The sequence below is a fragment of the Janthinobacterium sp. YR213 genome (assembly GCF_900099875.1).
In the GTDB taxonomy this organism is placed as follows: domain Bacteria; phylum Pseudomonadota; class Gammaproteobacteria; order Burkholderiales; family Burkholderiaceae_D; genus Janthinobacterium; species Janthinobacterium lividum.
Genome location: NZ_FNDA01000001.1, coordinates 659,317 through 683,221 on the forward strand (window position 1 = coordinate 659,317; position 23,905 = coordinate 683,221).

At 60.9% G+C, this 23,905-nt stretch carries 22 protein-coding genes and 1 pseudogene; 16 read left to right on the top strand and 7 right to left on the bottom strand.

Going from position 1 to position 23,905, the window contains the following annotated elements; all coding sequences use genetic code 11:
- Window positions 1-88: 88 nt before the first annotated feature.
- The 9 genes from BLT98_RS02985 to BLT98_RS03025 all read left to right on the top strand — a co-directional run bounded on the left by BLT98_RS02985 (window position 89) and on the right by BLT98_RS03025 (window position 11,767).
- Window positions 89-1,396 (top strand): flavin-dependent violacein biosynthesis tryptophan-2 monooxygenase VioA, encoded by a 1,308-nt coding sequence (locus BLT98_RS02985; RefSeq protein WP_092605133.1) that lies wholly within the window; start codon window positions 89-91, stop codon window positions 1,394-1,396.
- Complete coding sequence (gene vioB, locus BLT98_RS02990; protein WP_092605135.1) at window positions 1,393-4,413, top strand: iminophenyl-pyruvate dimer synthase VioB; 3,021 nt, start codon at window positions 1,393-1,395, stop codon at window positions 4,411-4,413. The genes BLT98_RS02985 and vioB overlap by 4 nt, the downstream gene beginning before the upstream one ends.
- A gap of 1 nt (window position 4,414) precedes the next feature.
- Window positions 4,415-5,704: an NADP-dependent violacein biosynthesis oxygenase VioC gene (locus BLT98_RS02995; protein ID WP_070256920.1), complete on the top strand. Its 1,290-nt coding sequence runs from the start codon at window positions 4,415-4,417 to the stop codon at window positions 5,702-5,704.
- On the top strand, window positions 5,704-6,822 hold the full coding sequence (locus BLT98_RS03000) for a flavin-dependent violacein biosynthesis monooxygenase VioD (protein ID WP_034786445.1): 1,119 nt from the start codon (window positions 5,704-5,706) through the stop codon (window positions 6,820-6,822). Before BLT98_RS02995 ends, BLT98_RS03000 begins: the two co-directional genes overlap by 1 nt.
- A 10-nt stretch (window positions 6,823-6,832) precedes the next feature.
- Window positions 6,833-7,414, top strand: a complete 582-nt coding sequence (gene vioE / locus BLT98_RS03005) for a violacein biosynthesis enzyme VioE (protein WP_092605137.1) — start codon at window positions 6,833-6,835, stop codon at window positions 7,412-7,414.
- A gap of 91 nt (window positions 7,415-7,505) precedes the next feature.
- On the top strand, window positions 7,506-8,669 hold the full coding sequence (locus BLT98_RS03010) for an MFS transporter (RefSeq protein ID WP_092605139.1): 1,164 nt from the start codon (window positions 7,506-7,508) through the stop codon (window positions 8,667-8,669).
- 235 nt (window positions 8,670-8,904) lie between these two features.
- Window positions 8,905-9,948: a helix-turn-helix domain-containing protein gene (locus BLT98_RS03015; protein WP_092606827.1), complete on the top strand. Its 1,044-nt coding sequence runs from the start codon at window positions 8,905-8,907 to the stop codon at window positions 9,946-9,948.
- 104 nt (window positions 9,949-10,052) lie between these two features.
- Window positions 10,053-11,414, top strand: a complete 1,362-nt coding sequence (locus BLT98_RS03020; protein WP_092605141.1) for a Vps62-related protein — start codon at window positions 10,053-10,055, stop codon at window positions 11,412-11,414.
- A 65-nt stretch (window positions 11,415-11,479) separates the two neighbouring features.
- Window positions 11,480-11,767 (top strand): hypothetical protein, encoded by a 288-nt coding sequence (locus tag BLT98_RS03025; RefSeq protein ID WP_092605143.1) that lies wholly within the window; start codon window positions 11,480-11,482, stop codon window positions 11,765-11,767.
- 59 nt (window positions 11,768-11,826) lie between these two features.
- Here BLT98_RS03025 and yddG read toward each other — a convergent pair whose 3' ends face one another.
- On the bottom strand, window positions 11,827-12,732 hold the full coding sequence (gene yddG, locus BLT98_RS03030; protein WP_092606830.1) for an aromatic amino acid DMT transporter YddG: 906 nt from the start codon (window positions 12,730-12,732) through the stop codon (window positions 11,827-11,829).
- A gap of 136 nt (window positions 12,733-12,868) precedes the next feature.
- Here yddG and BLT98_RS03035 point away from each other — a divergent pair, with 136 nt between their 5' ends.
- The 4 genes from BLT98_RS03035 (at window position 12,869) to BLT98_RS28580 (ending at window position 15,566) form a co-directional block, all read left to right on the top strand.
- Window positions 12,869-14,341: a hypothetical protein gene (locus BLT98_RS03035; RefSeq protein ID WP_139178995.1), complete on the top strand. Its 1,473-nt coding sequence runs from the start codon at window positions 12,869-12,871 to the stop codon at window positions 14,339-14,341.
- A gap of 315 nt (window positions 14,342-14,656) precedes the next feature.
- Window positions 14,657-14,737: a hypothetical protein gene (locus BLT98_RS29400; RefSeq protein ID WP_244517435.1), complete on the top strand. Its 81-nt coding sequence runs from the start codon at window positions 14,657-14,659 to the stop codon at window positions 14,735-14,737.
- Entirely contained in the window at window positions 14,734-15,045 is a 312-nt protein-coding gene (locus BLT98_RS03040) for a hypothetical protein (RefSeq protein ID WP_092605147.1), read from the top strand. Before BLT98_RS29400 ends, BLT98_RS03040 begins: the two co-directional genes overlap by 4 nt.
- A 251-nt stretch (window positions 15,046-15,296) precedes the next feature.
- Window positions 15,297-15,566, top strand: a complete 270-nt coding sequence (locus BLT98_RS28580; RefSeq protein WP_034784458.1) for a hypothetical protein — start codon at window positions 15,297-15,299, stop codon at window positions 15,564-15,566.
- Window positions 15,567-15,649: 83 nt separating this feature from the next.
- Here the strand turns inward: BLT98_RS28580 and BLT98_RS03045 are convergent, their stop codons facing one another.
- Window positions 15,650-16,567, bottom strand: coding sequence for a LysR family transcriptional regulator (locus BLT98_RS03045; protein WP_092606833.1), 918 nt, complete (start codon window positions 16,565-16,567; stop codon window positions 15,650-15,652).
- A 137-nt stretch (window positions 16,568-16,704) separates the two neighbouring features.
- Between BLT98_RS03045 and BLT98_RS03050 the strand changes: the two genes are divergently transcribed.
- Entirely contained in the window at window positions 16,705-17,928 is a 1,224-nt protein-coding gene (locus tag BLT98_RS03050; RefSeq protein ID WP_092605149.1) for an FAD-dependent monooxygenase, read from the top strand.
- A gap of 198 nt (window positions 17,929-18,126) precedes the next feature.
- Here the strand turns inward: BLT98_RS03050 and BLT98_RS03055 are convergent, their stop codons facing one another.
- Window positions 18,127-19,029 (bottom strand): LysR family transcriptional regulator, encoded by a 903-nt coding sequence (locus tag BLT98_RS03055; RefSeq protein WP_092605151.1) that lies wholly within the window; start codon window positions 19,027-19,029, stop codon window positions 18,127-18,129.
- Between the two features lie 192 nt (window positions 19,030-19,221).
- Between BLT98_RS03055 and BLT98_RS03060 the strand changes: the two genes are divergently transcribed.
- On the top strand, window positions 19,222-20,757 hold the full coding sequence (locus tag BLT98_RS03060; protein ID WP_244517364.1) for an MFS transporter: 1,536 nt from the start codon (window positions 19,222-19,224) through the stop codon (window positions 20,755-20,757).
- Window positions 20,750-21,079 (top strand): annotated as a pseudogene (locus BLT98_RS29635) (LysR family transcriptional regulator); the annotation flags it as partial. The gene BLT98_RS03060 and the pseudogene BLT98_RS29635, both read left to right, overlap by 8 nt.
- A 161-nt stretch (window positions 21,080-21,240) precedes the next feature.
- Here the strand turns inward: BLT98_RS29635 and BLT98_RS03070 are convergent.
- Genes BLT98_RS03070 through BLT98_RS03085 form a run of 4 tightly spaced genes read right to left on the bottom strand, consistent with a single transcriptional unit; the run spans window position 21,241 to window position 23,407 of the window.
- The gene (locus BLT98_RS03070) at window positions 21,241-21,975 is read right to left on the bottom strand and encodes an immunity 52 family protein (protein WP_092605153.1); all 735 of its coding nucleotides are present in this window, start codon (window positions 21,973-21,975) and stop codon (window positions 21,241-21,243) included.
- A 4-nt stretch (window positions 21,976-21,979) separates the two neighbouring features.
- Window positions 21,980-22,564 carry a Tox-REase-5 domain-containing protein gene (locus BLT98_RS03075; protein ID WP_092605155.1) on the bottom strand — a complete coding sequence of 195 codons (585 nt, stop codon included), beginning with the start codon at window positions 22,562-22,564 and terminating at the stop codon, window positions 21,980-21,982.
- Window positions 22,564-22,911 carry a hypothetical protein gene (locus tag BLT98_RS03080; RefSeq protein ID WP_092605157.1) on the bottom strand — a complete coding sequence of 116 codons (348 nt, stop codon included), beginning with the start codon at window positions 22,909-22,911 and terminating at the stop codon, window positions 22,564-22,566. The genes BLT98_RS03075 and BLT98_RS03080 overlap by 1 nt, the downstream gene beginning before the upstream one ends.
- Complete coding sequence (locus BLT98_RS03085; RefSeq protein ID WP_225317467.1) at window positions 22,895-23,407, bottom strand: DUF4123 domain-containing protein; 513 nt, start codon at window positions 23,405-23,407, stop codon at window positions 22,895-22,897. Before BLT98_RS03085 ends, BLT98_RS03080 begins: the two co-directional genes overlap by 17 nt.
- Window positions 23,408-23,905: the final 498 nt, after the last annotated feature.

The following is a 23,905-nucleotide window of genomic DNA, read 5'->3' on the forward strand; positions in this document are numbered from 1 at the left end:
TCCCCCTCCCTTGCCTACACGTGCTGGGGAAACTTTTGCTAGCGATTTTGCGGCTTTTTGATTAATGAACGTTAAAAAGGAATTTCGTATGAGCACGTATTCTGACATTTGCATCGTTGGCGCCGGCATCGGAGGCTTGACTTGCGCCAACAACCTGATCGACGCCGCCGCCGACAGGAACCTGCGCATCCGCGTATTCGACCTGAATGCCACCGTAGGCGGCCGCATCCAGTCGCGGAAAATAGATGGCGAGGAAATCGCCGAACTCGGCGCCGCCCGCTACTCGCCGCAACTGCATCCGCATTTTCAGCAACTCATGCAGGGCAGCGGCTTGCCGCATGCGGTCTACCCGTTCACCGAGGTCATCTCCCACGATAGCGTGCTGGAAGAGCTGAAGGCAACGCTGGATGAGCTGAGCCCGATGCTGAAAAGGCATCCGAACGACTCCTTCCTCGAGTTCGTCAGCCATTACCTGGGCGCCGCCAAGGCCAGCCACATCATCAAGGCGACCGGCTATGACGCCCTGCTGCTGCCGATGGTGTCGGCGGCCATGGCCTACGACATCATCAAGAAGCACCCGGAAACGCAGCACTTTACGGAAAACGCCGCCAACCAGTGGCACTATGCCACCGACGGCTACCACGAATTGCTGTGCCAGTTGCAGCACCAGGCCCAGGTCGCCGGGGTCGAATTCAGGCTCGAACACCGCTTGCTGTCCGTTGAAAAATCGGGCGCCGACCATGTGCTCGCCTTCAGCCACCATGGCGACACGCAGATGCACCGCACGCGCCATCTGGTGATGGCCATCCCGCCGTCCGCCATGCCGCGCCTGAACCTGGATTTCCCGAACGCCTGGAGTCCGTTCCAGTACGACTCGCTGCCCCTGTTCAAGGGATTCTTCACGTTCGACACAGCCTGGTGGGATGCGCTGGGGCTGACCGACAAGGTGCTGATGGCGGCAAATCCCCTGCGCAAGATCTACTTCAAGAGCGACAAATACGTGCTGTTCTACACCGACAGCAAAAGCGCGACCTACTGGCGGGACAGCCTGGAGCTTGGTGAAGACGTGTACCTGGAGCGGGTCCGCAGCCACCTGGAAGAAGTCCTGCCGCTCGATGGCCAGCCGCTGCCGCAGATCAAGGCCCACTTCCACAAGTTCTGGCCGCATGGCGTCGAGTTTTGCGTGGAGCCGGAAGCCGACCACCCGGCCATCCTGCTGCACCGGGACGGCATCATCTCCTGCTCGGATGCCTATACCGCGCATTGCGGCTGGATGGAAGGCAGCCTGATCAGCGCCCAGCACGCCAGCGGCCTGTTGCTGCAGCGGCTAGATCAACGGACGGAAGAAGAAGCTGCCAACGATACCTTCATCACTTCCTCGACCGAGCGCGCATGAGCCTACTTGACTTCCCCCGCCTGCATTTTCGGGGTTTTGCCCGCGCCAATGTGCCGACGGGGAATCGCAATACGCACGGCAACATCGATATCGCCACGAATGCGGTATCGATGGCGGGCGAGGCTGTCGACCTGAGCCGGCCGCCAGCCGAATTCCATGCGCACCTGAAACAGCTCGCCCCCCGCTTCAACGCACAGGGCAAGCCCGATCCGGACGGCATCTTCAGCCAGGCGGCAGGCTATAATTTTTGCGGGAACAACCATTTCTCGTGGGAAAACGCGCGGATCACGGGCGTCCAGCTGCGCGATGGCGAGGTCGATACGCAGGACGCGCTGGTGGGTGCCAAGCTGGGCCTGTGGGGCCACTACAACGAGTACCTGCGCACGACGTTCAACCGCGCCAGGTGGATCGACAACAACCCGGCGCAGCCCGACACCACGCTGATCTACGCGGGCCAGTTCACCTTGAGCGACAAGCTGGCCACGCCCAATACGCCCACGCTGTTCACGGCCGACATCGCGCAGGCGCACTCGGTGCGCTGGCTCGGCAGCGGCCACATCACGGAACGCAGCGGACATTTCCTGGACGAGGAATTCGGCCGCGCCAGGCTGTTCCAGTTTTCCGTGGCCAAGCAGGACCCGCATTTCCTGTTCAATGCAGACCTGCCGCTGCCGGCCAGTATGCATGCCTTGCAGCAAGCCCTGGCCGACGACGAAGTGCTGGGCCTGACGGTGCAGTACTGCCTGTTCAATATGTCGACGCCGCAAAAAACCGATTCGCCCGTGTTCTACGACCTGGCCGGCAGCATCGGCCTGTGGCGGCGCGGCGAGCTAGCCACCTATCCGGCCGGCCGCTTGCTGCAGCCGCGCCAGGGCAGTCTGGGGCCGGTGCTGGTGAAAGTGCATGCGGACCGGGTCTCGTTCAACATGCCGACCGCCATTCCCTTCACCACGCGCGACATAGGCGCCGTCTCGGAACAGCATCCCACGCATGCCCTGGGCGGCAAGCAGGCGCTGGGCGACCTGCTGCTGCATGACGGCGCCGGCACCGTTCTGGCGCGGATTCCCGAGCAGCTGTACCGCGACTACTGGCGCCATCACGGCGTCTTCGATGTGCCGCTGCAGCACGCTGGCGCGGCGCCAGGCTCGCTCAGCCTGGGCAGCGCGCAGGCGCAGTGGGACGAAGCCGACTGGGTGCTGCAATCGGACAGCAACCAGCTGTACCTGGAAGCGCCAAACCGGAACAAGCACGAGCAATTTCCGCAGACCATTACCGTGCAAAGCCGCTTTCGCGGCGAGCTGGCGGCACCCCCGTCCTTGGCGGAGGCGGAAGACGGCGCGCTGCTGGCCGTGGAGCAGCATCCGTCGCCGCTCGGGCACGGCTACACGGCGCTGACGCTGACGGGACGCAAGCCGGGCGCGACCCGCATCGTGCTGGGCACAGGCAAGGCCAAGCAATACCTCGGCGTGCGCGTGCTGCCCGACGACTGGGACCTCGACGACGTGCCGGCCGAACAGGTCGACTACGCCTTCCTCTACCGGCATGTGATGAGCTACTACGAGCTCGTATATCCCTTCATGTCGGACAAGGTCTTCAGCCTGGCGGACCAGTGCAAGTGCGAAACGTATTCGCGCCTGATGTGGCAGATGTGCGATCCGCAGAACCGCGACAAGAGCTACTACATGCCCAGCACCCGCGAACTGTCGCTGCCAAAGTCGCGCCTGTTCCTGAAATACCTGACGCAGGTCGAGGCGGCAGCCGCGGCCAAGGCGGCGGCACCGGAACCGGCCACGCCGCATGCCATCGGCGGCAAGGCGGAGTTGATCGACGAGCTGAAAAAAGCCATCGATCTGGAACTGTCGCTGATGCTGCAATACCTGTATGCCGCGTATTCGATTCCCAATTATGCGCAGGGGGCGGCCCTGGTGCAGTCCGGCCGCTGGCTGCCGGCCGAGCTGGAGCTGGCCTGCGGCGCCGAAGACCGGCGCCGCAACAGCGGCACGCGCGGCGCGCTGCTGGAAATCGCCCATGAAGAAATGATTCACTACTTATTGGTGAACAATGTATTGATGGCGCTTGGCGAACCGTTTTACAGCGGTACCCCGCTGCTGGGCCAGCAGGCGCGCCAGCGTTTCGGCCTGGACACGGAATTTGCGTTCGAACCATTTTCCGAACACGTGCTGGCCCGCTTCGTGCGTTTTGAATGGCCCGACTACATTCCCACGCCGGGCAAATCCATCGCCACCTTCTATATCGCGATCCGCCAGGCGCTGGCCGAGCTGCCCGGCCTGTTCGAAAGCGGCGGCGGCAAGCGCGGCGGCGAGCACCACCTGTTCCTGAAAGAACTGACCAACCGCGCCTATCCCGGCTACCAGCTGGAAGTATCCGACCGCGACAGCGCGCTGTTCGCCATCGATTTCGTCACGGAACAGGGCGAAGGCGTGGCCGTCGATTCGCCGCATTTCGCCTCCTCGCACTTCCAGCGGCTGCGCGCCATCGCCGGCAGGTTTTCGGCCTGCGACAAGCCGTTCGAACCGGCGCTGCCGGCGCTGAAGAATCCCGTGCTGGAAGCGCGCGCGGACTGCAGCGTGGTAACCGATCAGAAGGCGCGCGCGCTGATACAGCTGTATCAGGGCTGCTATGAACTGACCTTCCTGATGATGGCGCACCATTTTGCGCAGCAGCCGCTGGGCAGCCTGCGGCGCTCGCGCCTGATGAACGCCTCCATCGACATCATGACCGGCCTGTTGCGCCCCCTGTCGGCGGCCCTGATGAACATGCCGTCCGGCCTGCCTGGCCGCCATGCGGGACCGCCCGTGCCCGAGCCGGTCAGCAGCCGGGTCAGCGGCGACTACAGCCTGGGCTGCGACATGCTGGCGCAGAAATGCCTGGCGCTGGCGCAGTACGCGCGCAGCATTGAGAGCGATGCCATCGGCATGGCGCCGATAGAAATGTTGGAGTTTTTTAATCAGCAACTTACCGATTTATCTCGGGGAAAGATGTCAAGAGAGGCTTGAAATGCATAAAATCATTATCGTCGGCGGAGGCCTGGCAGGCAGCCTCAGCGCCATTTATCTGGCGCAACGGGGGCACGATGTCCACGTTGTCGAAAAGCGCGGCGATCCGCTGCTGGAGAATGCCGCCAACGCCGACCCCGTCAACTCGCGCGCCATCGGCGTGAGCATGACGGTACGCGGCATCAAGGCCGTCCTGGCCGCCGGCATCAGCAAGCAGGAGCTCGACCAGTGCGGCGAACCCATCGTCGGCATGGCATTCAGCGTGGGCGGCCGGCACCGGATACGCGAGCTGACCCCGCTCGAAGGCCTGTTCCCCCTGTCGCTGGACCGCACCGCCTTCCAGCGCCTGCTGAACCGGCATGCCGCCCTGCACGAGGTGAAGTATTACTTTGAGCATAAATGCCTGGATGTCGACCTGGAAAGAAAGATTGTGCTGATCCAGGGCCCGGACGGCGCCTTGCAGAAGCTGCATGGCGACCTGGTCATTGGCGCCGACGGCGCCCACTCTGCCGTGCGGCGCGCCATGCAAAGCGGCATGCGTCGTTTCGAGTTCAGGCAGAGTTACTTCCGCCACGGCTACAAGACGCTGGTGTTGCCGAACGCGGCGGATCTGGGTTTCAGGAAGGATTTGCTGTACTTCTTCGGCATGGATTCCAAGGGCCTGTTTGCCGGCCGCGCGGCCACCATCCCGGACGGCAGCATCAGCTTTGCCCTGTGCCTGCCCTACACCGGCACGCCCAGCCTGGGCACGCTCAACCGCGAAGCCATGGCCGACTTCTTCAGCCGCTACTTCGGCACCCTGCCGCCGGACCGTCGCAAGGAAATGCTGGACCAGTTCATGGCGCTGCCCAGCAACGACCTCATCAATGTCCGCTCCAGCACCTTCCACTACAAGGCCAATATCCTGCTGATCGGCGATGCGGCGCATGCCACCGCCCCGTTCCTCGGACAAGGCATGAACATGGCGCTGGAAGACGTCCACGTCTTCGTTTCCCTGCTGGAAAAGCACGGCAATGCCCTGGGCCCTGCCCTGTCCGAATTCACGCAGCAGCGCAAGGTGCAGGCGGACGCCATGCAGGACATGGCGATCGCCAACTATGAGGCGCTGAGCAATCCGAATCTGATTTTCTTCCTGCAGACGCGCTACACGCGCTACATGCACAAGAAATTCCCCCGTGTTTATCCGCCAGACATGGCGGAGAAACTGTACTTCACATCGGTTCCTTACGATGAATTGCAGCAAATCCAGAAGAAACAAAACGTTTGGTACAAACTTGGAAGGGTAAATTAATGAAAATTCTCGTCATCGGCGCAGGCCCCGCAGGACTGCTCTTTGCCAGTCAAATGAAACAGGCCCAGCCCGGCTGGGATATCAGCATTACGGAAAAAAATACCCCGGAAGAAGTGCTGGGCTGGGGCGTGGTGCTGCCGGGGCGGCCGCCGCGCCACCCCGCCAATCCGCTCTCCTACCTGGAGCAGCCGGAACGGCTCAATCCGCAGTTCCTGGAAGAATTCAAGCTCGTGCATCACGACCAGCCCAACCTGATGAGCACCGGCGTTACCCTGTGCGGCGTCGGACGCCAGGCCCTGGTGCAGGCCCTGCGCGCCAAGTGCGTGGCGGCCGGCATCGCCATCCGTTACGAAACGCCGCCGGCGGACAAGGCGCAGCTGGAAGCCGAGTACGACCTGGTGGTGGTATCGAATGGCGTCAATTACAAATCGCTGGAATTGCCGCCAGCACTGGCGCCGCACATCGATTTCGGCCGCAACAAATACATCTGGTACGGCACCACCCAGCTGTTCGACCAGATGAACCTGGTGTTCCGCAGCAATGAGCACGGCATTTTCATCGGCCATGCCTACAAATACTCGGACACGATGAGCACCTTTATCGTCGAATGCAGCGAAGAGACCTACGCCAAGGCCGGGCTGGAGGCGCTGTCCGAGCGCGATGCCGCCGCGTACATCGCCAAAACGTTCAAGGCCGAACTCGGCGAGCATGGACTGCAGAGCCAACCGGGCCAGGGCTGGCGCAACTTCATGACCCTCAGCCACGACCAGGCCTGCGACGGCAAGTTCGTCCTGCTCGGCGACGCGCTGCAATCGGGGCATTTTTCCATCGGCCATGGCACCACCATGGCGGTGGTGGTCGCCCTGCTGCTGGTCAAAATCCTCAATACCGAAGACGGCAAGGCCGCCGCACTGGACAGTTTCAATGCGCGTGCCGTGCCCCTGGTGCAATTGTTCAAGGAGCACGCCAACAGCAGCCGCCTGTGGTTTGAAAGCGTGGGCGAACGTATCGAACTGAGCAATGAAGAGCTGACCGCCAGCTTCGACGCCCGCCGCAAGGACTTGCCGTCGCTACAAGAAGCGCTGATGGCCAGTCTTGGCTACGCGCTGGGCCGCTAAGGGAGATACCATGCCGACACACGTCTCCCCGCCGCTGCTGCCGATGCAATGGAGCAGCGCCTATGTTTCCTACTGGACGCCGATGCAGGCGGATGACCAGGTCACGTCCGGCTATTGCTGGTTTGACTATGCGCGCAATATCTGCCGCATCGACGGCCTGTTCAACCCCTGGTCGGAAAAGGAACATGGACACCTGCTGTGGATGTCGGAAATCGGCGACGCCAGGCGCGAACAAAGCCGCAAGCAGAAAGTGGCCTACGCAAGGCAAGCGGAGGCGGCTGGCGAGCAGCTGCAGGGCACGGCGCTGGCCGATGAGGTGACCCCGTTCCATGAGCTGTTCCTGCCGCAGGCGGTGCTGCTGGACGGCGGTGCCCGTCACGACGGCCGCCACACCGTGCTGGGCCGGGAGGCGGACGCCTGGGTAGTCGAGCGGGCGGGCAAGCCGCCATCGCTCTTTTACCTGGAGGCCGGTGGCAACCGCCTGCTGCGCATGGTCACCGGCAATGACCCGCAGCACCAGTCGGTACGCGACTTTCCCAACCTGTTTGTCGGCGACATTCCGGACAGCGTCTTTACGTCTTGCAACACCTGACCGGGCCATGGCGCGCGCAAGGGCCGCATGCGGCCGGAGCGCGCGCCACGCCTGGCAAGTGTTTTTGTTATTACTCTCGAAGGATATTGATATGCCGCTGGTTGTTTACATTTTGGGGTTGACGATCTTTTCGTTAACGACATCCGAATTCATGGTGGCGGGCATGATGCCGTCGCTGGCCCTGGCCATGGACGAACCGGTGACACGGATCGGCTATCTGATCTCGCTCTACGCCATGGGCATGGTCATCGGCGGACCGCTGAGCACCATTGTCCTGCTCAAGCTGCGCGTACCGAACAAGAAGGGACTGCTGTGGCTGCTGGGCTTTTATGTCCTTGCCCAATCCGTTGCCGCGTCCGCCACCAGCTATAACATCCTGGCCATCGCGCGGGTGGTCACGGGCGTGGCCGCCGCCACCTGCTTTGGCCTGTCCCTGGCGATCTGTGCCGAAATCGTCGCCCCCAACGCGCGCGGACGCGCCGCCGCCGTCGTGATCGGCGGCCTCATGCTCGCTTCGGTGGTGGGCGTGCCGGTCGCCACGCTCATCGACCAGCACCTGGGGTGGCGCGCCAGCTTCTGGCTGGTGGTGCTGCTGGCGCTATTGTGCCTGGCGCTCATCACCGTGCTGGTGCCGCGCGCCAAGCCATCCGAAGTCGTCAGCCTCGGCAATGAACTGGGGGAGTTCCGCAACCGCCACCTGTGGGCAGCGTACGCCAGCAGCGGCCTCATCATCGGCGCGATTTTCGCGGCGTTCAGCTATTTCGCGACCATCCTGACGGAAATTACCGGTTTTCCAGCATCTTCAATCCCCTGGCTGCTGGGCATATACGGCGTCGCCAACGTGGTGGGCAATGGCGTGGTCGGCCGTTATGCGGACCGCTACACCACCGTCATCATGGTGTGGGGCATGGTCATCCTGAGCATCAGCCTGGCGCTGTTCGCCGTCTTTGCGCACGATAAAACCATCAGTGTCGCCTTGCTGGTCGTCACGGGCCTGGTCGGCATGTCGATGAATCCCGCCATCATCGCCCGCGTGATGAAAACAGCCCATCCGGGGCCGCTGGTCAACACGGTGCACACGTCCGTCATCAACATCGGCCTGGGCGCCGGTTCCTGGCTCGGCGGCCTTGGCATCGCCGCCGGCTACGGCTTGCGCTCCCCGCTGTGGGTCGGTGTCGCACTGGCCGTGCTTGGCCTCATCAGCTTGCTGCCCTACCTCGGGCACAGGTCGCGCGATTCGGTGTTGTCGCATTAGCGGCTGACGGGCGGCTGGCATTGCCAACCGCCCGTCAGCCCAGCCCCGATGCGTAACGCCTTGTTTCCATCGCGGGATGCTGCTGCGTCATCGTTTCGTTCCTGAGCGGACGGCAACCTGTCTTGACGGCCACGCCCAATCCCGGCAAGATCATGCCGCTGGCGGACAAGCTGCCGGCAACAGCTACCCTCTAGGACTGGAGCGACCACCATTGGGCCAGGAATATTCCACGGCGATGCGCGACCTGCTTGCCGCGCGTGACATCAGGCATGCCCGCACGCCCCCCGTCAGCGGGCTGACGCGGCAGCATTTCAGCGTCGCCAGCGAGCACAAGGAACTGCAGTTGCTGGCCTGGCGCGATTATCTGGGCCGGTTTCTTGACTTGCAGGTACGGCGCCAGCAGTTGGACAATGGATTTCACGCAGAACTCGACACTTACCTGCTGCCGGACATGGCGTATCTGGATAGCCGCACGGATGCGGTGACCCAGCTACGCAGCAATCAGCGCATCTCCACCGACAGCATGCGCGATTTCGTCTTTCACATCGCCGTGCAGGGCATTATCGAGACCAGCACGGCACGCCCCAGTGCTAAGGCGCAGCAATACACGCCAGGCATACTGGCCCTGGACATGAACCAGCCCATGAGCATGGCGCGGCCGACGCGGGCGCATGTACTGGCCTTCTTCCTGCCCCGTGCCGCGGTCAGCGCGCACCTGCCCGATGCCGAAGCCATCCACGGCCGCATCGTCGGCTATACCACGCCGCTGACGCGCATGCTGCCGGGTTACCTGAAGATCCTGTGCCAGCGCCTGCCAGCGCTGCCGGCAGACCAGCAAGAGCAGACGATACGCACCTGCGCCCGCCTGATCATTGCCGCATTTGCCAAGCAGCAGCGCCTGGAAGAGCATGGGCGCGCTGCCGCCCGCGCCGCGCTGCAGGGACAGATCGAACACTATATCCAGGCGAACCTGCACGAGGAACACCTGACGCCGGACGGCGTGATGCGGGCATTCCCCGTCGCCCGCTCGACCATCTACCGCCTGTTTGAATCCCAGGGGGGCCTGGCCGCCTACATCCGCCATTGCCGCCTGCGCGACGCGGCACATGAACTGACCAGCATGCGCCATCTTGCCGTGACGCAGATCGGACTGGGACTGGGATTCAACAGCGCCTCCGATTTCTCACGCGCATTCAGCCGCGCGTATGGCATGTCGCCGCGCGACTACCGTGAACAGTTCGGAATAATATTTCCTCAAAATAATATTTTGAAAAAGTGAAACAGGGTGTCAAGTCGGCGTGAACCAGGGAGGGAGAATCAAGCTCCCTACACGCCCGCGACAGCTGCGGGGCCGGTTCCTACTCTCGACGGAGTTCAGCGCCCATGCTTAACGACAACAACGATGCCAGCGACGCCACCCTCGCTCTGGCGCCATACAATGAAAAGGCGAACGCCGCCGTCGTCAAGGCGGTACGCGCCAGTGACTGGACAAGGACGGCGGTGCGCTATGGTGAAATTTGCTTGACTTTAGGCAAGCCGGAGGAGTTCACCGAAGTCTGGAGCCAACTGGACCTGAGCAAGTTCCCCCCCGACCTGAATAACATGCCGTGGATCGGCCTTTACCAGTTCACGGGCAGCGGGCAGCGCGATGCGAATTGCCTCCCTGTCGGCGATATCGCGGTGTCCACCAGACTGGCTCCGCCGTATCAGCCGCCCCGGGCGTCTCCCATGTTTTACCTGTCACCGTGCCCGGAAGCAACGCCTTCCGCCCTCGGTCCCGCATTGGCGCATCCGACGGGGTTCCGTTTCCTGGTCAATGACAGAGGCTCCAAAAATCCCAGGGACATCTGCTACTGGCAACCCATTGCGCCGGATGGCTATTACGCGCTTGGCATCTGCTTTAACCCCAGGGAGCCGGACATAAGCAAGTATTGGTGCGTAAGAAAAGACCTGTGTATTTCCGTCGACAAGATCCGGGTGTGGCAAGAACACGGATGGCAAGGCAGCGGCAGCGTGGAAGCGCCGAAGGCACGGCCGGACAAATGGAAGGATGTTCAGGATGGATACGTCCTGTTGTCGCCACTGGCGTATACCTATGGCAGCTTGCCGGCATTTTACCTGCGCCTGCCCATGGCCTGCCTCAACGTGGAACCATTTGATTTTCCCGCCCCGCAAAAGCCGGAGCTGGACCCGGCAATTGTGGTCAATCACAAGCTGAAGGCCGGCTTGAGCCCTGTCGTGATCGTCCCGTTTACCGCCATCCCCGGTGATGCCAGCAACGTACCCGACCAGCCTTACACGTCGCCCTTCTACTTCATCGCCGCCCAGCCTTACTATTTTTGCTACAACGTTTTATCGCCGACCGGGGGCGGCACCACGACGACAACCTACCGCGTGGGCGTGACGAAAGAAGAATCCACGACCTTCGAGCGGTCGACGTCGATCACCACGAATGTCGAGGTCGGTGCCGTGTTCGAAGGTCCCAGCGCTTCGGCATCCCTCTCCATGACCAACACGTTTTCATTGACGCAGCTGAGCGGCCGCACGGAAGAGACCAGCGTCGAATACTCGGAACAGCTGATCTTCAAGGAAACAGCGCGTGTATGGCAATGGCAATTGCTGACCGACCTGGTGGTGACGCGCTCGGATGGGACGCAGATCAGGCCGATCGCCTACCGGAATCAGGACCGGACCAACATTCCCCCACCGGACAAGGCGAGCCCGCCGGAAGCCATGAAAAATTGAATCGCCTTTGTTTCCCAGCAGTACAACAGTGTGTTTGACATTTCTCATCCAACCAGGAGGTTCATATGAAACTGCAACGTCTGTTTTGCCTTGTCGCCTTGATTTCGGCCGTATCGATGGCGGGTGCCGCCAAGCAGGACAAGGAAACACCCAAGGAAAATGCGGCGGCCGGCCCAGCCACCGCCAAGGCAGAGAAGGATGCCGCCGCGGACCAGGTAGGCCACGCCCCTTGCTGGTCCGCGCGGCAATGCAGCGGCAAATCCAGGCCCAATTTCACGATTGAAGCGTGCAGGCGGGGCAGCTTCGGCAAGTCGTGGGGACCCGCTCCCGGTCCGGGCTGCAGGACTTTCTGACGAAGATGCCTGAGCCTGCCCTGCCTGGCGGGCAACCTGGCCGCGTGTATTGCGCCGTTCTAGTTGCTGACTGGACTGATGCGCCCCGCCCGCGTCGCCAGCCAGCACAAGATGGCGCCGCCGCATACCATCGCCGAGCCTTGCCAGAAGGCCAGTGACAACGGCGTGCGCAGCAGCAGCGACGACAGCGCGGCGGACAGCAGAGGGATGAAATACGAGGCGCCGGCCAGGATCGTGACGTTGCCGTGCAAAATGCCCACGTTCCAGGCGCCGTAGCCAAAACCCATGGCGCCGGCGGCCAGCAGCAGGTAGATGACGGCCTCGGAAGTAAACGCCATGGGGCCGCCACCTTGCAGCAGGTATTTGATCCACAAGCTGATGGAAACGAGGATAAAGAACAGGGTCACGCCATTCTTGCCCTGCGCGATGCGCGCCGTCACGGTGCAATATGCGGCCCAGATCAGCGCGCCGGCAAAGGCCAGGCCATAGCTGAGCGGGTTGCCGCGCACGTTGGCCACGGTGCCGGCCAGGTCGAAGCCCTGTTCGCCGCCCAGTACCCAGCAGATGCCGGCGACGGACAGCAGGAAACCCGGCACGATGAGGAAATTGCTATTCTGTCCATTGAACACGATGGCCGCGACGATGGTGAAGGTTGGCCACAAATAGTTCACCATGCCAACCTCGATGGCCTGGCGCGCCGTGGCGGCATAACCTATCGACAGCGCCAGGCACAGTTCATAGGTGACGAACAGCAGGCTGCCCCAGACCAGATAGCGGCGTGGAAATTCGCCCGGCCGCGTGTAGCCCACGGACAGCAGCAGGAACACCGACGCCACGCTGTACATCATCGCCGCCCCGCCCGTGGGTCCCAGCAAGTCGGTGACGCTGCGGATCAGCCCGATAATCGAGCTCCACAGCAGGATGGCGCCCAGCCCGGTCAGGGTGGCCTTGTTGGTATTTTTCATGTTCATGTCATTCAGGTGATGCAATCAAACGCCCGGTGTCGTTCGCGAGGGCAATCCGCGGTGACAATTGTTGAGATTCCATCAATTATTTGCGGATACTATGTCTTTCAATAACTAAACTTAAACAGGTGCATTCATGTCCGTTCCAAAGTTAGTGTCCGCCAGCCTCGCCGTGTTGTTCTGCGCCACCGCAGCCGCCGGCACGCCAGCCTACCAGCCCTTCCCCAAGGGCTATGGCTATCTGGAACCGGCGGAAACCCGCGCGCTGCAGACGGCCGTAAAGACTGGCGACAACGCCGTCGTGCGCGCGCACGGCTGGCGTTTGTGGGCGGGCATCATGCAACCGGCCGCTGGCCTGGACTGGCCAGTCTGGTACACCTGGCCCAACGGCACTGACGCGTTTGCCGACACCGCGGCATTGACCGCCACTGCGGCAACCGACACGGCGGGCGCGAAGCCATCCAAGCGCCACATGGGCCGCCTGGGCGCAAGCACCTTGACTCCCGTCAACCTGAAAAACACGCCAAGCTACCCGATTCCGGAACAGGTCATCAAGGCCTATCCGCGCGCCATCACGTACGCAAAGGATGGCAAAGTCAGCGGCATCCTCGATGGCATCCACTTCGCGTTCAACGGCGATATCATGATCGCGACGGAATCGCTGAGCAAAGAGGCGCTCGATTTCATCCGCGATCCCAAACAGCCCGTCTACAAGAAAAGCACCCTGGACGCACTGTACAGCAAGGACGACCCTGCCAAGCGCGTGCATAACCTGAATGCGCCAGCCAGCTATGTCGTGACCAAACACATGTATTGGCCAGTGAAAGCCAAGGGTCTGACCGCCTTGCCCGTGTGGCACGACGACTTCAGCGCCAAATATACCGGTTATGCGGGCTACGAACAGTGGCATACGGCCGTTGCCATCGACCCGGACGGCAAGCAGGTCGGCCAGATGGCGAAGGTCAGCTACCTGCATGGCGTGTACAAGCACGGCGGCACCACGCCATGGCCAAGCATCACCAAACTGGCCAAGGTGTACGGCTTGCAGGACTTCTACCACCACAAGGTAAGCGACGCCGACTGGGCCAGTTTCGACGATGCCGACAAGGCCATCATCAACGCCGCCAGCTACTGGCTGAACGGCCAGCCATTCGGCGCAGGCGACTACCTGGTCACCGTCGCCATGCACATCAATACCAAGGAAATTCCCAGCTGGGGCCTGCAAAGCGTGTGGTGGTCGGACCGCCCCGACAGCATGCCATACGCAGCCAACCGCCCGGCCGACATCCAGGCCACGGGGCCATGGAAACACTATCTGCTGACGGAAGCCTACGGCATCCCGGAAAAAGGCAATCCGGCACTGCTCCCCGTCGCCACCAACCCGTACATCGAACTGGTGACGCACCCCGTCGGCACCAGCTGCTACACCTGCCACGCCAACGCGGGCTGGCCCAGCAGCTTTAAAGCCATGACACCGGGCGTGGCCAGCTATCAAAATCCACAATGCCCGAACCTGCGCGCCTCGCTCAACCCCAGGAGCTCCTGCCTGGCACCGTTCACCCTCACGGATTTCCAATGGATCATCCCGGATCGGGCGGTGGGGAACTAAGTAGGTCGTGGGAAATTATTGTGAAGTTATGACGAACAGAACCGGATGCTCTGCAAGGCGCCCGCTGCGACGCAGTGCAAGCACTGCTAGCAGCGGGCAACACCGCAGAGCGCCGGTTATGGAAGTCAGAAATGACAATAATTTATTACGCCCTACTTAGCATACGCAAGAAATTGCCGCAGTGTGAATTGATGCCGGGAGGCGCATCCTGACGATGCAGGCCGCCACCTGAACAGTCATCTTTTCCCATACGCCATCATCCCGATGGTGGACGGCAGACTGGCGGTACGCCTTGGTTTGAATAATATCAACGGGATGGTGAAAGAGGCCGCCTCGCGCATCGAGGAAGCCCGCGCTGCAGCCCCCTTCAAAAACACGCGCGATGCGGGGATATGAAGGCCCTGGCGTCGGCCAATGCCCTGGTAACGCTTACGGGCAACCGGCGCATGGCCATGTGGGATGCCGCGGCGAGCGTGCCGGAGCGGGATTGGATGCGCGCGACGACCATTGCCGAACCTGTGCTGGAGCTGGCGCCGCCCACGGAAGCCGATGCCATCGTGGCGGACTACCGGCATGTCGGCCTGACACTGGGCCGCCATCCGCTTGCTCTCTTGCGCGAGCGCCTCAACAAAATGCGCTTTGTGCCGTCGGATATCCTGAACACCTTCGGCGCTGGCCAGCTGGCCAGGGGCTGCGTACCATGACGTGAAGGTATGACGTACATGCTGTTTCCTACGTGTTAATCAATGGCAAAAAGGTCTGCTTTGGAGCTATTGTGTTGAAGAAGTCAAACGGCAACAATTTCTGAAGGTCTCAGACCTTCAGGCAGTCGCTGATCGTTCAACAGCGGCAGTTCTGGCCAGTCTAGGCTAGCAGGATTTCTATCGTAACGTCAACGGACCCGCGTTTTTCAACACAATAGGCCATAAGCGGTCACTCGTGCGAGCAAGAAAAAATGGAAGATAAAATCATGCTCTTGCGGAAGATTCAATCAGCTATTCAGCAGATTCAGCCTCTGGCAGCGAAAGGCTGGCCTCCTGGGCAATCTATCCTACGACAACTAGGTTGGAGTGAGGGATTTGTGTCTGGAGGTCCTTCCGACCCAGCGCCAGGGCCGCTGTCCATGGGATTGATTGCCACTCGCGAACTCGACATGTACGGCGACAATCCCGATCTCGCCTTGTTGATCAACGATATCCAAGACGCTGTGAATTCACTTCATTGATCCGCCTACTTCGATAATTCCATGACCGCTTCGGGTTGCAGAGCAGACATTCGGCTATTCGGCCGCGTTCTTCAATGCGATTTTCATTTTGAGCCGCTCCCGACTCCTTCCAACCGCACCTGTATCAATTCCAGTAAAGCCCGAACCCGCGCAGTCACGGAATGACGATGGCTGTACACGCCAAGCAATTGCAGTGGCGCAGGGCACAGGTCCAGCGGCACTTCCTGCAATCGGCCCGCGGCAAGATCTTCCTGGCATGGATAGGCCGCCACTATCGCAAATCCGATGCCTTGCCGCGCGCCCGCCAATGCCAGTTCTCCGCTGTTAACGCGATAACGGCTACGCACGGATACCTTCACGATTTCGCCTGTGGCGTCGAGAAACTGCCAGGGCTGGCCCTTTAACGCACTCAAGGTGGTAATGCAAGGCAATGACCTAAGTTCGCGCACTTGGCGCGGTATCCCAGTTTTGGCTAGCAGGGCCGGCGCCGCAACCACGATGCTGGGCAGCGTAGCGAGTTCGCGGGTGATGAAGGTACTGTCGTCCTGGCGCCCACGATGGAAGACGATGGACAGGTCCATGTCTTCCCGGAGAGCTTCGAGACCGGTCAGGCGCGTATCGCATTCCAGCTCGACGCCGGGATGGAGGCTGCAGAATTCGGCCAGGATAGGAGCTAGCAGCCTTGGCGCTTCGCCTGGCATGCACATCCTTAGGGTGCCGCGCAGTTCACGCTGCACTGCGCCAAGCTCTTCCTCGGTGGAGAGTAAGGCGTCGAGCAAGGGTTTTGCGCGTTCGTAGAGTAGCCTGCCAGCTTCCGTCATGCGCAGATGGCGGGTGCTGCGTTCCAGCAGGCGGACGCCCAGCATGCGTTCCAGCGAGGCGACGTGGCGGCTGACGTTAGAAGATGGCAGGGTCAGCAGGCGTGCCGCGCCGGCAAAGCTTTGTTCATCGACGACCGCCACGTAGACACGGACGGTATTCAGGTCGAGGGCATTGCGCATGATTATCCCGATTAAGGTATGAAAGCCGCCCATTTTCACATACTAGTACTCCACAGTGGCGGAATTTAAGATGCCGTCTCGTCCGATGTATCGCCGTCGGCGGCGCGTCGGGACGGGGTGAATAGGAGAGCTTCAGCATGGAAATCGGAATACTTGGCGGCGGCATTGCAGGCTTGAGCGTGGCGCTTGCCTTGAGCAAGCGGGGGTACAGTCCCCGCGTATATGAGCGCCGGGCGGGGCCTGCGACGATGGGGGCTGGCGTTACGCTCTGGCCCAACGCCGGCTTTGTGCTGGAGGAACTGGGGCTGCTGCAAGACATCGCTGCAGTGGGAGGCCGGCCAGTGGCCATGCACCGCCAGGATGCCGCGGGCAATTCTTTGGGGGGCATCGATATTGCGCTGCTAGACCAGATTATGGGACATCCGACCCATACGATTTTGCGCCGGGACTTGCAGGCGGTACTGCTGGATCATGCGGCACAGGCCGGGATCCCGGTAGAATTCGGGCATCGGGCGGTGGCGATCGACCTCGATGCTAGCGGCAAAGCCGTGGCGCGGTTCGAAAACGGGGTAAGCATTCGTCCGGATCTGCTGATCGGCGCAGATGGCCGCATGGACTCGGTGGCACGCCGGTTCGTCGCGGGGGACAACACGCCAGTTTATCAGGGCTTCGTGAACTGGGTGGGTGTGGCGCAGGGAGAGAGTGCCTTGGTGGACGATATCGCGATTCAGGATTATTGGGGTTCGGGTGATCGCTTCGGTTGCGTGGCGGTCCGGCCGGATTTGGTCTACTGGGCGGCGGCGCAGGCACGGCCATTGCCGTGGGCGACGCCCGCTGCGGATATGCGTAAGGAGATTGAGGATCTGTTCGCGGGATGGCCGGAGCCTGTCACCCGCATCATCCAGGCGACACCGGCGCATGCCATCCGACTGATTGCCGTGCACGACTTGGAGCCGCTGCACGCGTGGAGCCGGGCCAATGTACTGCTCGTGGGGGATGCGGCGCACGCGCCGTTGCCGACATCTGGCCAGGGCGCCTGTCAGGCGCTGGAAGACGCCTGGCATCTGGCGCGGTGTCTGGTTGGGACGGACGGCTGCCTCGATGCAGCCTTGCTGCGCTTCGCGGAGATCCGCGGGCCGAAGACCGCGAAGCTGGCCGAGCAGGGTCGCGTTTTCGCGCGCGGTCTGTTTGCCACTGATCCTGAAACCTGCCGCATTCGCAATGATCGCGCCAAGGCGTCCGATCCCTTGCGTGACGTGCATGCCTTGGCAGCAGGATGGGCGCAGGGTTTGCCAATGGCCGGCTGCACGGAAGGCACGCCGGTGGACAACGTTGGCTCCGGCAGTCTGTACCGTCTCTGAATATCTCCCCTGCCCTGCTGAGACTCCTGCCGCGTTTTAGCAAAAGCCGGCCTTTGAATCGCCACCAGTAGCGCATGCAAGGCGCTCTACTGTTGCATGAAGGATCTTCTTCATGCAACAGCCTTAAAGAAGCGCAAGATCACCGCAACGGTGCGCGGCGGTGGCGTGTCGTGGGAGACCGGGCGGCAACGCGGTCTTTCAATCATCTAAAGATCCCACCGGAAACAGATGTTCAGCCATGAAATCAACGAACGCCCGGACTCTGGGCAACACTTGCCGATTAGACGGCCACAATAGCCAAAAGGTACTGGACGAACCGGCCCATTCGTCCAGCACCGTCACCAACTCTCCGCGATCCAGGGCCGGCCTGACCGCGAAATCCGGCAGGTAGGCAATGCCGTGGCCCTGCATGGCCATATGCCGCAGGGTCTCGAGGTGATTGCTCGTCATGCTTGCCGCGGGGCGCATGTCGACGTCCTCGTCGCCGCGCCGCAGGCGCCATTTTTCCAGCAGGCCGGTGCTTGGGATGCGATGCAGCAGGCAAGCGTGCCGGGCGATGTCCTCGGGCCGTTCGGGCGTACCGTACCGCTCAAAATAGCGTGGCGCGCCCACGCAGACAAAGCAGCTGATCCCCAGGCGCTTGCTCATCAGGCGGGAATCGCTCAAGTCTCCAGTGCGCACTACCGCATCGAAACCTTCGTCCACGACGTCCACCAGCCGGTCGCTGAAATCCAGGTCGAGTTCGATCTGCGGATAGTGGCTGGCAAAGGCCGACAACACTGGCCACATCAATCCGCTGACCAGCGGCAGGCTCACCCGCAGTCGGCCTTGCGGGCTTGTCGTCGTGCTGGCCAGTTCATTCTCGGCCGCCGCGATCTCGGAAAGGATACGCCGGCAACGGTCGAGGAACAGCGCGCCTTCCGCTGTGAGGCTCACGCTGCGAGTACTGCGCTGGAACAGGCGCACGCCAAACTTCTGCTCCAGCCGTGCTACTCCCTTGCTGACCGCCGACGCGGAGATACCCAACCGCTGTCCCGCTGCCGCGAAGCTGCGCAATTCGGCGACCTGCACAAAGATCGTCATGCCGCTGTGGCTATCCATTCCACCTTCCAATTGATGACCAATCAGTCATGTTAATCATGATATCTGCACTATTTTTCCATGAATAGTTCCATTGTATCCTCAGTTATACAGTAGGGCCGTCGCGGCATTGCCGCCACAGCCATGAATCCGAGAGCGTGAGTCACTCTCAGAGGAAGCCAGGAGTGACTCGCCATCTTTAAGGGATACCCGATGAGTACCACCACCATCGCATCTGCGTCGGACGCGAGGGTTCATAAGACCCCGCTGATCGTGACCGGCTGCCTGACCGCTGCGGTCATTCCGTTGAGCATTGCCAGCCCCGCTGTGGTCGTTCCCTCGATCAACCAGGCACTTGGCGGCAGCGCGGTCGAGCTAAACTGGATCATCAACGCCTACATCCTGACCTACGGCAGTGCGACACTGGCCGCAGGCAGCCTGGCCGACACCTATGGGCGCAAGCGGGTCTGGCTGTCTGGGATGCTGTTGTTCGCCTTGATAACGGCGGCGATTCCCTTCATGCCGTCCGTGCTCTGGATCGACATCCTGCGACTCATCCAAGGCCTGGGCGCGGCAGCAGCCTTTGCGGGCGCGATGGCTGCGCTGACACAAGAGTTCGATGGACACGCCCGCACGCGCGTATTCAGCCTGATCGGTACGACTTTCGGCGCTGGAGCGGCATTCGGCCCATTTATGGCTGGCCTGCTGATCGACACCCTGGGATGGCAATGGGTGTTCTTTCTGCCGGCGCTCGTCGCCATGCTGGCATCCGCACTCATTGCACCATTTGCCCGCGAGACGCGCGCCCCCGACGCCACGGGACTGGACTGGCCCGGCGCCATCAGCTTTACCTCCGGTCTGGCCCTGCTGACCTACGGCATCATTCTTGCCCCCGAGCGAGGTTGGAGCCATGCCTGGGTCCTGGCTTGCCTGGCGAGCGCCCTCATGTTGCTGGCCGCCTTTGTCGTCATCGAACGCCGGCAGACCAAGCCCATGCTCGACCTGTCTCTGTTCGTCAATGCCCGGTTCGTCGGAGTGCAGGTGCTGGCGATTGCGCCGGCCTATGCGTACATTGTGCTGCTGGTCATGCTGCCAGCCCGATTCATCGGGGTCGAAGGATACAGCGCACTGGCAGCCGGGCAGATGATGATTGCATTGTCCGCGCCGCTGCTAGTGGTGCCCTTCATTGCCGGCCTGCTGGCGCGCTGGATCAACGTTGGCGTGCTCTCTGGCATTGGCCTCGCCATTGCGGCAGCCGGACTTGCCTGCTTGGGCTTGACGCTATCCGGCGATGCGCAAAGCGCGCGTTTGCTGGCGATGCTGGTGATTGGCATCGGCATCGGCCTGCCTTGGGGGTTGATGGATGGTTTGGCCGTGAGCGTTATTCCCAAGGAACGGGCGGGCATGGCGGCCGGAATCTTCAATGCGGTACGCCTGGCCGGCGACGGGATGGCCATCGCCGCCGTAGGGGCCCTGATGTCCGCCAACATTTTCTCTGGACTGGTGGCTTCAGTGCCGAATGGCACATCAGGGCAAGTGGCGAATGCCGACCTGGTCGAAGCATCGAGCCGGTTGGCGATGAGCGATCTACCGAATGCGCTGGTGCATTTGCCGACGGCCGGACGGCCGCTGCTGTTGCAGGTATACGAAGACGCATTCCGTTTTCAGCTTCTTGTCCTTGCGGGCGCTGCGGCAGCGACGGCGATCCTGGTGCTCCTGCTGTTGGGCAGGGTGAGACGGCATGACTGATCGCAAGGAATTAAGACATTTACGTTACTTCCTGGCCGTCGCTGAAGAACGACACTTCGCCCGCGCCGCCGAGCGGCTGCACATCGAGCAATCTCCGCTGTCGCGCGCCATACAGAAGCTGGGAGAAGAGCTGCGTGTTGTGCTGCTCGCCCGCACCACGCGCAGCACACGGCTGACTCGCGCGGGCAAACTGTTCCTCGATCATGTACCGCGCGTCTTCGCCGCCTTGCAGCAGGCAAGCGATAGCGTGAAAGCGACGGCAAACGGCTTCCACGGCCAGTTGCGCATCGCGTTGTCCGACGGCATCACGCCGTCGCGCTTGAATTGCCAACGGGAGACCACTACAATCAAATCCGGTCAGCGTGCAGCTACTGCAGATTAGGACGATGTACCAAAGGCCACTTGACTTGACCTTGTTGTCGAACAGTGATTATCCCCTGCATGGCAGGATATTTTCGTACCATCGAAGTGAGTTATCCTTCGTCAAATATCGACATAGCGAGGCAGCAAGTCCTGATCGACCAGGCGAATTTCAATGGCATTGGCGATCTTGACGTGCTCAGGATTCTCATCATTGAAAGGCTCGTCGGTGACACTTACGATGATGGTGCCGATCTGCTTGTCTTTACCTTGCTCGCCCGTCGCCATGACGGGTACCAAGGCACGGGCTTCTGGCACTTGCTGGGTCGTCAGTACACGCGGCAGATACAACATCCATCCAACACCTGGACGATCTTTGAAGACTTGTTTTTTAAAATACTGATTGCGTGCAACCGTGATAAAGACTGGCCGAAGGGACCCCGCGATAAGGGACAGTAGCTCTTTCACTCCATCAATACCAAGCCGTTTCACACCTTGACCTTTATCGCTGATCCTGAAAGTCCGGGCGGGCCAGTCACTGTCGCTGAACCCAAGCGCCATAGTCGCGCCCTCACCGTCTCCGAGCTCGCCATTCCAGGCGCTTAGAAATCGGGATGTCTCACCCTTGAACTCGGCCTCAAGTACGGCTTCGGCCGCAGTGGTGAGTTCCCCCGATGCATCGAAGACCGGATACAGAAACGACTTCTCTTTGGTATCTTGCGATAGAAACCAGTTTTTCCCAAATGCCGCAGTTTTATTCAAAAACTGGATAGTGGTCGCGATCTCCTGGACGTTGGGTCGGAAAGCGAGGGAGGTGCGCGTTCCATCGCGCTTATAAGAAGCATTGATTATTGTCATATTTTCATGGAACGTAGTAGGTGGTAATCCCCAACGCAGCTAATTTGGGCTCCATATATTCGTAAGCAAGTGGGGTTTGGAAGTACCATTTCAGCGAGGCCGGCGGGTTACGCATGACAATCTTTGACTGGTCCGTGGCCTGCTTTAACTTCCCCCTCACGAAAATATTTTCTTGAAAATCGTACCTGAATTCGCCGTTTTCCTTAAAAAATTGATCATAATCCGCTTTTGCTTCCTGCAACAAGCACAAGCGGGATTGGAAGCCGTCAAAGTCCTTTCCTTCAAACACCCATTCCATCCCAATCAGGAAGCCAGTAATCCGGGCTTGGTAATCGCGTGCTGCTGGCGACATGCTGTGTGGAACAGCCATAAGCGTACCCTTGTCTGGCGGGCACCGGCATCTTTCTTTGGTATCGCTTCGCGTCTCGGCACGCGCGAGGGGGGTGACGCGGGCGTCTTTTGCGTCTTCTGCCTCTTTTTTTCGTTTGCGCAAGGCTTCGTCCGTGAGCACTGCTCCCGCAGCGATACCCAAGGCTAACAAAATTTTTTCCACGACTGCTGGTATTACCAATATCGGTAGCGCACCCATTAGTGCTCTCCTTCCAGTTTTTTATCCATCACCGCGATCAGTTCGTCGAACCGCTGCTCTGGCGTGGCGCCGGGCTTGCGCAGGTAAGCATCAACCAGCGGGTCGTTATGAATCCCAGGCGCGTCGGCCGCCAGATACATCAGATGTACGATATGCGGCGTGGACCTGAAACCGATTCGAATGGCGTAGGTGTACGCCGCCAGCATGCGCTCGATCACGGCCGCCCGGCCTGGCTGGATTGTCATGTCGGCACGCTTGGCCAAAAATTGGTCCGCCACTGCGATGACGAAATCGCTCATGTCGCCGGTTTGCACTGCACGCCATTGCTCCTCACTGAACGTCAGCATCGTGCCTCCCTATGATTGCCCGCTTGCCGTCGAGCAGCAAGTGCCATTCATGAATGTGGCCAAACATCGCCTCCCGCTGTGCCGGCTCAAGTATTTGTGCCAGCTTCACCAGCACGCGTGGATCCCAAAAGCGCAGCAGCGCTGCGCGGCCATCCGGTAGCCGTGTTTCCAAGTGTAGTTGCAGCAACTGCGCCAGGCCACCAAGGTCGTGCACGGCGAACAGCCAGGTAACGGAAGGTGTTTCTTGCTCCAGTGCGGCCACGTCTTCAAGAAACGAAGGCGCTGCTCCCGCCACGTCGACCAACCAGGGGCCTGCATGCGCGAGCGCAGCGTCGGGTGTGCCGGTAAATAGCGGGTAGCGCGTCCCATCCTGCGTCATGCGCGTTTGGCGGTGTGTCTCATATTGAACACCGTCGACCAGTGCGTATAAGCACAGCGCCGAGTGATGTTGCTGAAGTTGCTTCAGGCGTTCCAGGACGTCAATCAATATTGTCACTCCCTGATAACGGCGGTCGCGCCAGCGGCGGCAGCAGAAAGCAAGCATTCGAGGCAAATGCCGGAGTCGGTATTTGCGGCGATGTTGCCGGCGGTTTCCATCACGTCATTGTCGTCAACATCAGCCGGGTCGCCCACGCTAGACTGGTTCTAAATGCGAATTGGGACTCTGCTGTCGATGTAAAAGGTAGACTTGAACCTTCCCCGGCATAACGGATGGTAAATGGTATTATTTTCGATCGAGCAACCACGGCAGAATGCCTGCTACTGAGCGGTATAACGACACAGTTGGCTTCGACAGCCAACCCCTCGACTTGAGGCGCGAAATGGGATCGACGATTTTGCATGCTGGCGTTGGAGTTGCCATCACGACTGACGCGACATGGCACCTGGCGGTATCGCGCCAAAACAGAAGCTTGCCATGGCCGCTTACCCCCTACTTTTAGAGCGCTCTAAAAATGGGGAATTACCCCGCCAATCAATAAGCGAGAAAGATAAT

Bases quoted from the DNA above. Each gene is read 5' to 3' on its own strand.
- BLT98_RS02985 (WP_092605133.1), top strand. From the start codon at position 89: ATGAGCACGTATTCTGACATTTGCATCGTTGGCGCCGGCATCGGAGGC.
- vioB (WP_092605135.1), top strand. From the start codon at position 1,393: ATGAGCCTACTTGACTTCCCCCGCCTGCATTTTCGGGGTTTTGCCCGC.
- BLT98_RS02995 (WP_070256920.1), top strand. From the start codon at position 4,415: ATGCATAAAATCATTATCGTCGGCGGAGGCCTGGCAGGCAGCCTCAGC.
- BLT98_RS03000 (WP_034786445.1), top strand. From the start codon at position 5,704: ATGAAAATTCTCGTCATCGGCGCAGGCCCCGCAGGACTGCTCTTTGCC.
- vioE (WP_092605137.1), top strand. From the start codon at position 6,833: ATGCCGACACACGTCTCCCCGCCGCTGCTGCCGATGCAATGGAGCAGC.
- BLT98_RS03010 (WP_092605139.1), top strand. From the start codon at position 7,506: ATGCCGCTGGTTGTTTACATTTTGGGGTTGACGATCTTTTCGTTAACG.
- BLT98_RS03015 (WP_092606827.1), top strand. From the start codon at position 8,905: ATGCGCGACCTGCTTGCCGCGCGTGACATCAGGCATGCCCGCACGCCC.
- BLT98_RS03020 (WP_092605141.1), top strand. From the start codon at position 10,053: ATGCTTAACGACAACAACGATGCCAGCGACGCCACCCTCGCTCTGGCG.
- BLT98_RS03025 (WP_092605143.1), top strand. From the start codon at position 11,480: ATGAAACTGCAACGTCTGTTTTGCCTTGTCGCCTTGATTTCGGCCGTA.
- yddG (WP_092606830.1), bottom strand. From the start codon at position 12,732: ATGAAAAATACCAACAAGGCCACCCTGACCGGGCTGGGCGCCATCCTG.
- BLT98_RS03035 (WP_139178995.1), top strand. From the start codon at position 12,869: ATGTCCGTTCCAAAGTTAGTGTCCGCCAGCCTCGCCGTGTTGTTCTGC.
- BLT98_RS29400 (WP_244517435.1), top strand. From the start codon at position 14,657: ATGGTGAAAGAGGCCGCCTCGCGCATCGAGGAAGCCCGCGCTGCAGCC.
- BLT98_RS03040 (WP_092605147.1), top strand. From the start codon at position 14,734: ATGAAGGCCCTGGCGTCGGCCAATGCCCTGGTAACGCTTACGGGCAAC.
- BLT98_RS28580 (WP_034784458.1), top strand. From the start codon at position 15,297: ATGGAAGATAAAATCATGCTCTTGCGGAAGATTCAATCAGCTATTCAG.
- BLT98_RS03045 (WP_092606833.1), bottom strand. From the start codon at position 16,567: ATGCGCAATGCCCTCGACCTGAATACCGTCCGTGTCTACGTGGCGGTC.
- BLT98_RS03050 (WP_092605149.1), top strand. From the start codon at position 16,705: ATGGAAATCGGAATACTTGGCGGCGGCATTGCAGGCTTGAGCGTGGCG.
- BLT98_RS03055 (WP_092605151.1), bottom strand. From the start codon at position 19,029: ATGGATAGCCACAGCGGCATGACGATCTTTGTGCAGGTCGCCGAATTG.
- BLT98_RS03060 (WP_244517364.1), top strand. From the start codon at position 19,222: ATGAGTACCACCACCATCGCATCTGCGTCGGACGCGAGGGTTCATAAG.
- BLT98_RS03070 (WP_092605153.1), bottom strand. From the start codon at position 21,975: ATGACAATAATCAATGCTTCTTATAAGCGCGATGGAACGCGCACCTCC.
- BLT98_RS03075 (WP_092605155.1), bottom strand. From the start codon at position 22,564: ATGGGTGCGCTACCGATATTGGTAATACCAGCAGTCGTGGAAAAAATT.
- BLT98_RS03080 (WP_092605157.1), bottom strand. From the start codon at position 22,911: ATGCTGACGTTCAGTGAGGAGCAATGGCGTGCAGTGCAAACCGGCGAC.